Source organism: Spirosoma sp. SC4-14 (assembly GCF_037201965.1).
Taxonomy (GTDB): domain Bacteria; phylum Bacteroidota; class Bacteroidia; order Cytophagales; family Spirosomataceae; genus Spirosoma.
On the sequence record NZ_CP147518.1, the window covers coordinates 1,131,495 to 1,145,751 of the forward strand.

Annotated in this window: 8 protein-coding genes; 5 read left to right on the forward strand and 3 right to left on the reverse strand. The window is 48.3% G+C overall.

The window, feature by feature from the left end; all coding sequences use genetic code 11:
• Positions 1-182 precede the first annotated feature (182 nt).
• Positions 183-1,454 carry an OmpA family protein gene (locus WBJ53_RS04620; RefSeq protein ID WP_338874886.1) on the forward strand — a complete coding sequence of 424 codons (1,272 nt, stop codon included), beginning with the start codon at positions 183-185 and terminating at the stop codon, positions 1,452-1,454.
• A gap of 102 nt (positions 1,455-1,556) precedes the next feature.
• Entirely contained in the window at positions 1,557-2,219 is a 663-nt protein-coding gene (gene nth, locus WBJ53_RS04625) for an endonuclease III (RefSeq protein WP_338874887.1), read from the forward strand.
• 18 nt (positions 2,220-2,237) lie between these two features.
• On the opposite strand, the gene WBJ53_RS04630 is transcribed toward nth, so the two are convergent.
• Positions 2,238-2,786: a hypothetical protein gene (locus tag WBJ53_RS04630; RefSeq protein WP_338874888.1), complete on the reverse strand. Its 549-nt coding sequence runs from the start codon at positions 2,784-2,786 to the stop codon at positions 2,238-2,240.
• 181 nt (positions 2,787-2,967) lie between these two features.
• The gene (locus tag WBJ53_RS04635) at positions 2,968-3,480 is read right to left on the reverse strand and encodes a hypothetical protein (RefSeq protein ID WP_338874889.1); all 513 of its coding nucleotides are present in this window, start codon (positions 3,478-3,480) and stop codon (positions 2,968-2,970) included.
• A gap of 1,052 nt (positions 3,481-4,532) precedes the next feature.
• Here WBJ53_RS04635 and WBJ53_RS04640 point away from each other — a divergent pair.
• Positions 4,533-6,878, forward strand: a complete 2,346-nt coding sequence (locus WBJ53_RS04640) for a mechanosensitive ion channel domain-containing protein (protein ID WP_338874890.1) — start codon at positions 4,533-4,535, stop codon at positions 6,876-6,878.
• A gap of 186 nt (positions 6,879-7,064) precedes the next feature.
• Here WBJ53_RS04640 and WBJ53_RS04645 read toward each other — a convergent pair whose 3' ends face one another.
• Positions 7,065-8,891, reverse strand: a complete 1,827-nt coding sequence (locus WBJ53_RS04645; RefSeq protein ID WP_338874891.1) for an alkaline phosphatase — start codon at positions 8,889-8,891, stop codon at positions 7,065-7,067.
• Positions 8,892-9,534: 643 nt separating this feature from the next.
• Between WBJ53_RS04645 and WBJ53_RS04650 the strand changes: the two genes are divergently transcribed.
• Together WBJ53_RS04650 and WBJ53_RS04655 are read left to right on the forward strand one after the other, a co-directional pair.
• The gene (locus WBJ53_RS04650; RefSeq protein WP_338877154.1) at positions 9,535-12,513 is read left to right on the forward strand and encodes a TonB-dependent receptor; all 2,979 of its coding nucleotides are present in this window, start codon (positions 9,535-9,537) and stop codon (positions 12,511-12,513) included.
• A 6-nt stretch (positions 12,514-12,519) separates the two neighbouring features.
• Complete coding sequence (locus WBJ53_RS04655; protein ID WP_338874892.1) at positions 12,520-14,205, forward strand: RagB/SusD family nutrient uptake outer membrane protein; 1,686 nt, start codon at positions 12,520-12,522, stop codon at positions 14,203-14,205.
• Positions 14,206-14,257 lie beyond the last annotated feature (52 nt).

Here is a 14,257-nt window from a genome sequence, read left to right on the forward strand (position 1 = left end):
GCTGCTTCTGCTGTAAATAATTTACGGCGAAGCAGCCGATTTTTTATGAGGAGCGTCTGGGCGTATGCCTTACACTAACTCGTTGAGTAAGATAAAGGCAAAGTTGTGGCTGCGGTTGATTAAACCATAAACTACCTCACCTAGTCAAACGTTTATAGTATGCAACTGCGTAAACAACAGCCATGAAACGTCAATTACTTCTGTTCCTCTTTCTGCTATTAACTGCATCGGGGCTTCGGGCGCAGGTGCAGTATACGACGGAGTCGCCACGGGTAGACGATATTAACGATACCGACGTGTCGATTCAGCGTGTTGAGTTAACGGCTCAGTACACAATTATTTACATGAAATTTGAGTCTAATCTCCGTCGGTCTCCGAATCGGGGATGGCCATTCTCAATTCCAATGCCTAACGCTCCTGGTGGACAACTGGAATCGGTTAGCAATATTGGGTTTCAGCCAACATCGCGCCTGTATGTTAACCAGGGCGAACGATCCTATAAGTTTATCCGGGCCGAAAATATTCCTGCCGAAACCCGTCGACGGGTTCAGCCGGGTGAGCGAGTCGATTTTGTTGCCTATTTCGAACGAATTGATCCGGGTTATACGGTTTTCGATTTGTATGAATGTAAAGATGGTGGGGGCTACGTTTGCTTCAATTTCTGGGGTGTTCATATCATAAATCCGGCGAAGAAAACCTACTCACAACGCACGCCAAAACCACAGACCAGGCCTCAGCAGCCCCGCTATCAGCCCCGTACGTCGCCCGGCGTTGGCAAACCTGAGGTAACGCCACCCGCTACAGCGCCGAAAGTTGAACCGGTTCCTGTGGCCGTTGCCATCAATGGCGTGACACGTAATGCCAAAACCAAAGAAACCGTATCGGCTACGATTTCATATCAGTTGATTTCTGGGGCCGAATCGGCGGGCGATGCCCCAGCCGATTCGGTACGTAGCGACAAGCCATCGGGGAACTATAGCATTCCCGTTAGCAAGCGTGGAGTATATGCTATTACCGTTTCGGCCAAAGGGTATTTTAGCCAGAGCGATACACTGGCAACGAACCGGGTCAGCGTAAATCGGGATTTCGATCTGATCCCTATCGAAGCAGGAGCAACTGTAACGCTGAAAAATATTTATTTCAACGCATCTGAATACGATCTTAAACCCGAATCCTATCCCGAACTGGATCGACTAGCCGGGCTGATGCTCGAAAATCCAACCATGACCATTCGGCTGGAAGGGCATACCGATACGGTTGGTGAGTTCGACGCCAATGTTGAGCTCTCGCGCAATCGGGTCAACGAAGTAAAGCGTTATCTGGTTGCCAAGGGAATCGATTCTGATCGGATCGATACGGTTGGCTATGGGCCTTCGCGACCAATCAACAAAAACAAAAGCCTGAAAGAACGGCCCGAAAACCGGCGGGTAGAAATGGTGATTGTTAATGTCTAAAACCTTGGGTGTTCAGTTTATGGTTTATGCTTTATGGTTGCGCTGCCACAGAAGGATGTGTGCTAATAGGCGAGGCAACCGTAAACCATAAACTGAATTTCTATGAAACCCAACTTCGATCTGAGCATTGTACTCAGTCATATTGAAGAAGCTATTCGCACCTATCCTAAAGCGGCAATGTTTGAATTAGCCGAGCGGGGATACAATAGCTTGTTTGAGCAATTGATTTCATGCATTGTTTCAATTCGCACGCTCGACGAAACAACCATTCCGGTTTCATTACGGCTTTTTGAGGTAGCCCGAACGCCCGAACAGCTTCTGTCACTCGATATACCTGCGCTTACGCAGTTGCTTTATGGTACCACCTATCCTGATCAGAAAGCGTATACCATGCGGGGAATTGCCGAGCGCATCCTGACGGAGTTTAATGGCAACTTACCTGCCGATTTTGCCACCCTTACTTCCTTTAAAGGTGTGGGGCCTAAATGCGCGAATCTGGCGCTTGGTGTAGCAACGGGTCAGGCCGCTATTAGTGTCGATATTCACGTACATCGGGTAGTTAACCGTTGGGGTTTCGTGCAGACAAAACAACCCGAGCAAACGCTGAAAGTGCTGGAAAATAAGGTGCCACAGAACCAATGGGTCAACATTAACCGCTTGTTGATGCCCTTTGGGAAACACATCTGTACCGGCACAGCGCCCCGGTGCTCCACCTGCCCGGTGCTGGAGTGGTGCGAACAGGTGGGTGTAGAGCGCCATCGGTAAGCCAACTATGCGACAACGTTATTTGGTTTGATTGTCGGCCTGCGATACGAGATATTCTTTCAGACTGTTTAGGGTTAATCGGCATTGCCGATCCAGTTTTCGATACAGATCTTCCTGTTGTTTAACGGTCTGATTAATTACGTCTGAGTTTTTGGCTTTGTTATCGGCAACCCGGCTCAATTCGGCTGCACTTGGGCTTGTCGACAGAATAGGAGAGGCAAAGCCATCGCTTTCGGCAACCAGATCGGTTATCGTTGCTCTGTATCGACCAAACTTGCCTTCAATAGTGAGCGTATACCGAATATCCTGCTCGTTGATTCTATAGGCTGATTTGATAAACAGAATAGCATGTTCCTGATCGTACTGTTGCTCAGCATCGCCCTCATTGGGGTACTGAGTTTCCAGCCAGGCGCGTGCCTGCGTAATAATCTGGCGGGAAGGACGCTTGCTGTCGGGCAAACGAACAATTTCCTGATATTGTACTTGCCCTAGTTCGTTAGAAGGGAGTTTCACCTGCGCCAGCAGCGGTGTTGAAACGAGTACGAAGAGAAAGAGAAGAACCTTCATAGAGAGCCAAACGGATTGTGCCTGAATTAATGACAATTCACTCTGATCGATCATTAATTCAGGGCAACGAACATTCGATAGTGCAAAGATAGGGTCGAATGTTCGGTTTGCTGCTGATTAACCCCGATAACCCTCGCAATTAACTCCCCGGAAAGCGTAAGGCAGTAAACTACAGTTGGGTTTAGTCAGTTAGGATTTCGTCGTCAATGGCAAAACCGGACTCAATCAATCCATCCAGATCGAAGCTTTGCGCGTCGAGGTAGTTCAGAATGGCACGAGCATTCACGCGGGCGGGCCCTACCCGATAACCACTATCTTTACTTGAGGCAATCACCCCTTTGGCAGTAATGATGAGTGTAATCGGATCGGCGTATAATTCAATATAATCATTGCCGCGTGTGACCACTACGTCGATATCTTCTTCCCACGAGTAAGCCGTTTTAAAACACTCGCTGGCTTCTTCGTTGTTGATAGTGACCAGTTTCCGTAGCACAGGCCGAATAAATTCGGAAGACAGGCTATATTCAATCCGACTGCCGTCGTAGCAAACTTTTGCTTCTTCGTTCAGAATATCCACTGCTACCAGTTTGGCATTTCGACTTTGCACATCGTTGCCTTCAGCCAGAACCTGTACTCGTCCACCTAAGTACCGAGCCAGCTCCTGGGCTGTTAAACCTGTAGTTCGTGTTTTCATTAGCTGATTTGAGTAATATGTTGGTGTTTGGCGAAAAAGAGTCATTTGTATTACCGTAGTTAAACAAAAGTAACACCTTCACGTATTATTAACTCGAACAATGTAATAGTTAAAGATATACATATTGAGTTAATTTTCATGATGATGACGTTTTGTAGTTATCGAGCGTTTATCTATTTACTAAAAATGTCTGCTACGCCGATTGCCTAAATGCGTTCTCCGACCGAATCGATGCGTATGAACCAACTGTTCAGACAGAAATTCTTAGCCAGATAAGACTTTAAAAATCAGCTTTTAGCTTTGTTTCTGGATTTATCAAAATCTGTACCAAACCTTATAGTTTATAGAGTCTATATGGAAGAAATGATTCTAATCTAATATTTTACAAGGTTTGGTTGATTTATATAATTTACATAGTTTCAGTAGTGTTGTTTTGTTGTTTTTATTAAATACAATCTGTTAATATAGCCTTTGAACTCATTAAAATGAATTTTTAAGCAGGTTGTGGGCCTTTGGCGTGCCAATTTGATGCCTGTTTTAACGTATTTAGTAAATGGAGCAGGTTGTGGGCATTACTATTCAGGACTGAATTCGTTAGCATCAGTAGGCCGATTAGTTAAATCAGCCAGCCTCTGATCGACAATGATCAATTAGACCAAATGAAAATCAATTTTAGTAAACGGATGGGTTGTAAGCATTGTAGGATTTCCGCCTGAAGCGTACCACGGTTCTCTCATTACGCGCCAATAAACTACGGTGCGACAGCTTCGGGCGAACGTCTTCAATTGATTACTGATAGGCTTAGCTGGCAGAGAATATATCTGTCCTGGGTAAGTGTTTGGAAGTCAATTTATTAGGTCTGTGTCTGGCAGGTCGAATAATCAACTCTTGCAACAGCTCTGCGTTTTAGGAGTTACATCTGATAAATTCCATTATTAGAAAAGGCCGTGGCGTAGTCTGGTTAACCCAACTGACGGGCTGCTTAAGAGCCTCACTTTTTTTACAACCAATTTGTTTATCGGGCTGGTTATTTGGACAGCTATTCAGAAGGCATGTTTAGTAAAAATTATTTCATTCGGGTACTGCTGGTATTATTGATAGCTATAGTAAGCATTTCGGCCCTGGCTCAGGATACTGCGAGCGTTAAGAACGCAACATCTGGGCCAGCTATACCCGATACCTTACTATTCAAAATTCAGCGGGCTCAGTCGATCATTACCGAAATTAAGGCAACTAGTAAAAAAGGATTTACTATTGCCCGTATTCGGGCCGGATTGGCCGACGTAAAAGCTAACATTGCACCAATAGTTACGGATGTGCAGGCACGTCGGAGATCAATTAATGCGAAAAATCTTTCGAACTACGGGCTGATACTCGATGATGCTTTCGAAAAATTAGCTAACTGGCGGACTACTCTGGCCAAATCGAACAACGACTTACAGCGTCAACTCGAAGAAGTGCTGGCACTGAGTAATGATTCGCTGTTGACCGTAGCCGGTAATGATACCACTGAGAAAAAATTTTATGCTGGCCAGTTAGGCGATCTTAAGGTACAATTGCAGGAGGCTGGGACGCGCACAAGCGCCCGGCTCGATACAATTGGGCGGTTGCTGGCCGATGTGTCGGGTACTTCGCTCACGATCAGTAATCTGCAAACCTCAATTAGTGAACAGCTCCAGCAATCGAACCAGACTGTATTTCAGAAAGAGACTCCTTACTTGTGGGAAGCCCCGGCAACACTTAGCGCCGATAACGTCGGAATGTTACTGAAATCGAGCTTTCAGGGGCAGGATAAAATTCTCAAATACTTTTTTTCATCGACCTGGGATAATCGGTTTCTGCTGCTGCTGTTGTCGGTTGGTTTTTTTGTCTGGGTGTTTACTAATTATAAAAAGACGCAGGAGCCTGCTCTTAAAGAGAAGATGGGCGACCTGAATTTCGAGAACTTACGGCCTGTGCCAGTTGTGGCCTCACTGATCGTGTTGCTTAATCTGACGCCACTCTTTGAGCCCGAATCGCCGTCGTTATACATCGAGATTACACAATTTCTGCTGTTGATTGCTCTAACGGTTCATCTCTGGAAACGCTTTTCGGAACAGGACCGACGTATGTGGTTGCTGAATGGAGTTATGTACATTTTGCTGATTGTGACGGGTGTGCTGGTGGGCGATTCTATTTTTGTTCGGCTCTGGTTCATCTTGCTTAATGCTGGCTTCCTCTACATCGGGTTCGTTTTCTCGGGTCGTTTGCAACGTCAGAAAGTTAGTGAACGCATTATCCGGCCCGTTGTAAAGCTGTATATGGTGCTCCAGGTATTGGCTATTTTGCTGAATATTTTTGGTCGTATCAGTCTGGCTAAAACATTCAGTATTACGGCTGTTATTGGTCTTGTTCAGATTACGGGTCTGGGCGTACTGATTGCCATTCTGCTCGAAGCGCTGGAATTGCAGATCAAAATAAGTGCCTGTTCGGAAGGCCTTTTCTCGCGGGTGAACGTAAATCACACCCGGCAGTCGTTTAAAAAGGGGCTGGTGTTTTTAGCGGTTGCCTTATGGTTTTTGGTGTTTTTTATCAACCTGGGCATAGCCGATGGCGTATACAATTTCTTCGCTCAGATTCTTACTAAGCCACGTACATTTGGCAGCATAACGTTCACAATGAGCAGTATTCTGTCGTTTTCCATCATCGTCTATCTGTCGAGCTTATTGCAAAAAAACATTGGTTTATTTTTTGGCGAGAGCCAGCTTCCGTCGGCAGCTAATGGCGATGTCGATCAGGTAAGTTCGGTATTGACGCTCATTCGACTGGCGATTGTCATTTTGGGCGTATTGCTGGCGGTGGCGGCTTCGGGTATTTCGATCGATAAACTGACGGTGGTGCTGGGAGCACTCAGTGTGGGTATTGGTCTGGGTATGCAAACCATTGTCAGCAATTTTGTGTCGGGAATCATTCTGATCTTCGAAAAGCCATTCCGCATTGGTGATTATGTGGAACTGGCCGATAAAAAAGGACGTATTCGCGACATCGGCATTCGATCGAGCAAGATGATTACCGTGCAGGGCTCGGAGGTAATTATTCCAAACGGCGACTTATTGTCGAATCGATTGGTAAACTGGACGTCCAGCGATACCTACCTGAAAACAGAACTGATTTTTAAGGTAGGGGCCGATGCCGATTTAAAGGCTATCCAGCAAATTATTGAGCAGGAAACCAGGCAGTTAGATGGTACAATACAATCGATGGCACCCGAGGTGCTGGTGACGGCTCTCAGTGCCGATACGCTTGAACTGAAAGCTACGGTCTGGATCAGTAACATCTACACCGAAGCCAGCGTCCGAAGCGAGTTGTTGCAGCGGTTAAATGTCAAGTTTCGCGAAGCCGGGATTAAGCTGATGTAAGCGAAAGTGCTCGTCCGTGATTGTATCGCGGATGGTTGAGGCTCGCGGCTGCGACGCGCATTGGTCCATCGTTGCGTCAGAGATGTGGCCCGCACTCATCCGCAATATAATCCCGGACGAGCGTATTCAAAAGCCTGTGTGATCTCTGTGCCTCTGCTTCGGCGTACCGATGTGAACAACTAACTTTTATTTCCGCAAAACGGCCATGATCTTCCGGTAAATCTCAGTATTCTCGTAAATACCCCGGAAGTCGAGTGAGTGAGGGCCATAGGCGAACACCGGTACCATAACCCCCGTATGATCGTTGGTGCTGAAGTTTCCATCGACGTAGCCTTTGCGGAGGTCGCCGTCGAGCAGCGAGAGGCCGCCCGTCTCATGATCGGCGGTTACAATCACCAGCGTTTGCCCATCCGCGTCGGCAAAGCGCATCGCTTCGCCAATGGCTTTGTCAAAGTCGAGCATCTCGCGGGCAACGTAGCCCATGTTGTTGGCATGGCCACCGTAGTCGATCTGCGCACCTTCGGCCATAATGAAAAAGCCTGCCGGATTGGGTTTTAGCTCAGCTATGGTTTTTTGCAGGCTCGTGGTCAGAAAATCGCTGCGGCCTTTTTCGATGGAGACAACGGCGCTATCATCGAGCAACACAAACGGCGCTTTCAGTTTGTTGAGGTCGCGAAACTGGGTGCCGGTGCCATAGCCAAAGCGCCGTAGCGAATCGAGCAGGTGTTGTTCCTGAAAATGCCGAAGGCCACCGCCAATCAGAATATCGGGTTTTGTGGCCAGAAAATCGGCTGCAATGTCGCGCTCGAAAGCCCGGTCGGGTTGGTGGGCGTAGAAAGCCGCAGGCGTAGCATCAGTCACACTGCCAGCCGTTATTAAGCCACTTTTGATGCGCCATTTCCTGATCTGAGCCGGAATAGCGGCCAATGGTCGATTGAGCGAATCGACGCCAATGGCGCGGTTGTTGGTTTTCTGCCCCGTAGCCATGGCCGTTGCGCCAGCCGCCGAATCGGTAATGTAGGTATCGGCAGCGTTGGTTTTCGAAAAGCCAATGTTCAGCATCTGGCTCAGGTTAAGGTTGCCCCGGTTGGCAGTCAGTCCGGCATAAATCTGAGCCAGTCCCATGCCATCGCCAATCAGCAGAATCACATGACGGACCTGACTGCGGGCGTCGTTGTTCCGATACGTGGGTTTATAAACCGTATGAAACGATGAATTCTGAAATTCGGCGCTAGGGCGAGCGTTCAAAAAGTGAGCAAGTTCGTTAATCTGATCGGTATTGATATAGTCGACACCCAGGTTGATCAGTGCTTTCCAGGTATTGACATTATCGGGAGTAGCCCAGAGCCGGATCTTTTTACCCAACTGATGCCCGTGCTGAATAAATGCCCTTAGCTTATCCGACTCTTTTCTGACAATAAGTCCTTTTCCATTCCAGCGGCTAAACGCCAGAAACGACTGGCTGATCAGGCCAACGTGCCGAAGCTGATCGGGTGTGTAGGTTACGTTCGGCCGGCCATCGAACAGCAGCCAGTTGGGATACTGCCCGAACTGGTCGGGAGCAGGCGTGTTGCCACTCACGACCACGCTTACGGGACCGTTCGTGCCAAATACCGATGGGTAACGAGCCAGTTCGTTTATCAGTAAAGGAAGCGTTTGAGCGGCTGGTGTTTTGAGGTCGATCAGTAGTTGGAGCGGAGCGCCATCCTTATAAATCCGGCCGTTGTTTTCCCGTATTTTCTGAAGAATAGGCTGGAGGTACAACTGCTCCAGCGTCCGGCTGCTATCGATAGCCGATGCATCGTGGGCAACGTAGAGCTTACCCTGATGGGCATGAACATCGGCTTCAATGGAGCCAAAATGCTGATAATAAGCCGTCCAGAACGGAACGTTCTGTTCGTAGTCGTTGTGTGAATGCGCCTGAGCCGTTGTGTAAAATCCAGTTGGCTGAGCCTGGCTATACTGATTGATTACAAAAATGAACAGAAAAAGGGAAGAAAAACGATTAATCATCGAGGAGGTTTTCTGGAGAACGAAACTAAAAAGAGCTGCTGAGGTTCCTGTCGGGTAAAAATAAAAAAAATGCTTTTATCGCTCTTTTGTGCAGGGAAGCGCGGTAAAACTAATACAGCTTTACGGATTGAATAGATGCCGTTGAATTAAGCTTTTGTTACGTTTAACCGGCAACGGGCTATAGACTTAATAAATGGATAATGCTGGCATCGGAAAAATGATTAAAGGCGGTACTATTCCATATATTCCCTATCGACGATTTTGTAGAACATAAGTATGTTTACTGAAAATGCGGAGCATTTCCAGTAGCTATTTTTACGCATAAGTTAAGCTCATTTTAAGTCGTTTTCTGTCTGTTAAATTAAATTTATTCTTGTATATATTGTTGATTATTAGGGTATTGATTTCGTTTTGGCTTGTGGTGCTTATGGGATAAGTGTTTTGTTATAGAAATAAGTAGAATATACAGGTTAAGATATTTTTAATTTTAAGCAGGTACTCCTTCGCAATAAGGCGTTATCCTGAACTTTGTACCCTTAAACTTACACTCATCTGTATGCCTCATTACTACTTATTTCATCATTTAATGAAGCGTTTGGGTATACTCTTGTTTTTATTACTGGCCACCATATCATTCAGAACAATGGCCAATAATTCGTTAAAAACAACAGTAATAGCTACTCATTCTGCAGGTTCTAACACGGTGGCTGATATCATCATTAGCGGGCGTGTTACAGATGCCACCACCAACGAAGCGTTGGCGGGTTGTAGCGTTGTGCTGAAAGGAACGCAGCGTGGAACCACAACCGATGCCAATGGGCAATACCAGATTGCCATTCCCGATGGCAATTCGGCGGTACTGGTTTTCGGCTTTATCGGATTCGATTCGCAGGAAGTGCCGGTTAACACTGGCAACGGCCAACCACGCACGACCATTAATGTAGCCCTGAAAACATCGGCAGCCGAACTGAGTCAGGTAGTCGTAATCGGTTATGGAAGCACCACCAAAAAAGACATGACCGGTGCCGTGAAATCGATCAAAGGAACCGAGTTTAACCGGGGAATAATAAATTCGCCGGAGCAACTGATTCAGGGAAAAGTGGCGGGCGTAAACGTGACGTCGGCAAGTGGTGAGCCCGGAAGCTCACAAACCATTACCATTCGGGGGCCGGGTGGCGTTCGAACCGGCAGTACGCCCCTGTTTGTGCTCGATGGTTTACCGCTCGATAACTCCAGCACAGGTGGAGCAACAAATCCGTTGAGTTTTCTTAATCCACAGGACATTGAGTCGATCGATGTGTTGAAAGATGCGTCGGCAACGGCCATTTATGGTGCCAGAGGAGCTAATGGGGTCGTGCTAATTACGACCAAAAAAGGGAAATCGGGCGCGGCTTCGCTGACGTTGTCGTCGAGCCTGGGTATTTCGAAAATGGCGCGGCCACTGGCGGTGTTTTCGGCCGATCAGTATCGAAAGGAAGTTGTAGCCGTCGGTGGCGTACTGGACGATAAGGGCGCTTCGACCGACTGGCAGAAAGAAGTTAGCCAAACCGCACATACCTGGAACCACAATCTATCGTTCAGCGGTGGAGCCGACAAACTGACCTACTACGGTTCGGTGGGCGTTCAGAATCAGCAGGGCATTCTGAAAAACAGCCAGCTCGACCGCTATACGGGCCGGATCAATGCGTCGCAACGGATGCTGAACGATCGGCTAACGCTGGATGTAAACCTGAATGCATCATATACCGAAAACAAACGTCCGCCTATTGGAAGCCTGATTGGGGGCGCTATCTCGGCCAATCCCACCTATCCGGCTTATGATTCGACCGGCAATCCGTATCAATATCAGGGCGGTGTAAATCCATTGATTACGCTGAAACTGGAGAAAGACATCACCACCACCACACGGGTTATTGGCAACGTGTCGCCTTCGTTCAAGATTCTGAAAAATCTGGTTTACAAACTCAACCTGGGCGTCGACTATTCGAACTCGACCCGCGACCTGCAATCGCTGGCCAATGCGGTGCCGCAACAGGATGGTCGTCTGGAAACGATCTACACCACAAATCGCAACACGCTGATCGAGAACTATTTCACGTATACACTGACCCGGTCAGATCATAACCTGACGGCTTTGCTGGGGCATTCGTATCAGAAGTTTTTTATTCAGACCCGCGACTGGAGCATCAATAAGTTCCCGATTACACCCGTTGAGCCAATTTACAATCCGGGTTTAGGACAGGATCTGACGCTGGCGAATAACCGCCCAACGGGATCGGCAATCCGAAACGAATTGCAGTCGTTTTTTGGCCGGATCAACTATCAATACAAAGACAAATACCTCGTAACGGCCACTGTGCGGGCCGATGGCTCGTCGAAGTTCGGTTCGAACAACAAATACGGTGTTTTCCCGTCGTTCTCGGCCGGGTGGCGACTGTCGGAAGAAGGGTTCCTGAAGTCGGGACCGTTCACCGATCTGAAACTGCGGGCGGGCTGGGGCCAAACGGGTAATCAGGAGATTCCGGCCAAAATTACGCAGGCGCTTTATACGGCACAGGTATCGTCGACGACCAGCTATCCGCTCGATGGCACCAACAGCTACCCGGCTGGTATTTCCTACACGCGTCTGGCCAATCCCGACATTCAGTGGGAAGTGTCGTCGCAGACAGATATTGGTCTCGACTTTGCGGTATTGAAAGGGGCACTGTCGGGGTCGATCGACTATTTCCGGAAAGTGTCGAACAAAATTCTGCTGGAAGTAATCCCGGCCGATCCGGTTCAGCCAGCCAGTACTTACTGGACCAATGTGCCCAACATGAGCATTACTAACCAGGGCCTTGAACTCGATCTGATGTATCGCTACGCGGCTCTGAGCGGTTTCCGGTTCGATATTGGCGGTAATATTACGTTTATCGACAACGTTGTCCGTAACTCGCCCTATTCGGTTATTACATCGGGATCAGCGCAGGGCTCGGGTCTGACGTCGGCTACTATCAACGGCTACGTAAACGGCCAGCCCATCGGTACATTCTTCCTGAAAGATTTTACCGGCTTCGATGAGAAGGGCATCAGTACCTATCGCGATGTCGACGGCGATGGACTGGTTACCGACAAAGACCGGATTGCGGCCGGAAGCGCATTGCCCAAAAAGCAGTTCAATATCAACGGAAATGTAGCCTATAAAGGCTTCGATCTGGCGGTCAACTTCAACGGTGTGTCGGGCAACAAGGTGTACGACAATACGGCCAACTCTAACTTCTATAAGCTGCGCCTGTCGAAAGGGCTGAACACCACGGCCGAAGCCATCAAATACCCGCAGGAGTCGGTCAATAACTCGGCACCGGTATCGACCCGGTTCCTGAAAGATGGTAGCTTTTTCCGGCTAAATAACCTATCGCTGGGCTACAACCTGAGTCCGAAGTTAATTGGGATGGGGCGCTGGATCAATGGTATCCGGCTGTCGGTTACGGGGCAAAATCTGTTCGTAATTACCAAATACGACGGCTACGATCCAGAGGTAAACACCGACCGAACCATCAACGGTATTTCGTCGTACGGTATCGACTACCTCAGCTACCCTAAAGCACGCTCTATCATCTTCGGACTGAATCTTACATTCTAAAACGACATGAAAAAAATAGTATTCTCTATACTGGCACTGATCGGTCTGTCGGGTACTTACAGTTGTACCAAGCTAGACGAAAACGTGCTGGACGAAGCATCGGTATCGGGCCTGTCGGATAAGCAGATCGCCGACGGAAACATTGCTCCTGTGTATGCCTTGCTGCCCAATATTTTTCTGCATACCAACTATTTTGCTATTCAGGAAATTTCGACCGACGAAGCTATTCTGCCGTATCGAGGGGGGACCGACTGGGGCGATAATGGTATTTATCTGGCCATGCACCAGCACAGTTATACCAGCACTGATCCTAATCTGCTGAATACCTGGAATTTTATTGTACAAAGCATTTCACGTTCGGTTTCGGCCATCAACACGCTTCCTACGCTGAAAGATGCCAATGCTCCGGTGTATCTGGCCGAAGCGCGGGGTATGCGGGCGTACTACAATATGCTAATGCTCGATCTGTTCGGAGTTGTATTTGTGAAGGATGATCCACAGGCTAATTCAACCATTCTGCGCGGAGAAGAAGCCTATAACTACATACTGAGCGAATTGCTGGCGGTTGAACCTACGCTGCTGCCAACGGTTGGGCCTGGCCGATTGAGCAAAGGCGCTGCCTGGGGGCTGCTGGCCCGGCTGTATCTAAACGCGGCTGTGTATCGCGACCGCTATGCCAGCCAGTTTACGTTCCAGTCGGCCGATATGGACAAGGTGGTCGAATACTGCGATAAAATTATCAACTCGGGGCAGTATCAGTTATCGAAGGATTATTTCTCGATTTTCAATCAGGACAATCACACTAATAAAGAGCTGGTTTTCGCTGTCGATCAGCGAGCTGAGCTCAACGGAAACAACCGTCTGGCCTATTTCTCGCTCTCGGGCGATCAGTTTCCGATTCCGGCCTATCCGGCGGCTAACGGTACCGATGGTCCGGCCATTACGCCCGATTATTACCAGACCTGGGTTAGCGCCTACAGCCCGCAGGACCCATCGGTCGATCCGCGATTTTATCGGCAAAACCTGTCGATTTATTCGAATCCGGCCGATTCGTGCGTAGCCGAAGCCGATTTCAACATCAATCGGGGAATACTGCGCGGCCAGCAATATGGATTGCTTCGGGTTAACGGTGCGTTTTTGAAGTGTCCCGACGGTAAATACAAGGTTGGTAAACTATACAACGTAACCCGAAACAGGCCAACGGTTCCGGTGAACTTTACGGAGCAGGTAAACTTTACGGTAGCCGGGAGCGATTACAGCACTGGTTATCGGGTCGAGAAATATGAGTTCAGCAAGAAATCGACCAGCGGCCGTAACCTCGGCGATGCCGACATTTCCATTGTTCGTCTGGCCGATGTGTACCTGATGCGGGCCGAAGCCAAACTTCGAAAAAGCAATGATGCCGCCAGTGCGCTGGCCGATGTGAACACCGTTCGGGCGGCTCGTTCGCTCACCACGGCACCACCTGCACTGACAACCATGAACCTTGATCTGTTGTATCGGGAGCGTGGTTTTGAATTGTATTGGGAAATGCTACGCCGGACCGATATGATTCGTTTTGGTAAATACGAAAGCACCTGGACCGAAAAGACCGATAGCAATCCCCGTAAGCGGATTTTCCCCATTCCGCAAACGGCTATCGATGGCGCGTCGAACTTACCCGGTTATCTGGTTCAGAACGAAAGCTATTAATACCAGATCAGCATTCGCTCTAAAAGGTTTCAAAAACCTTTTAGAGCGAATG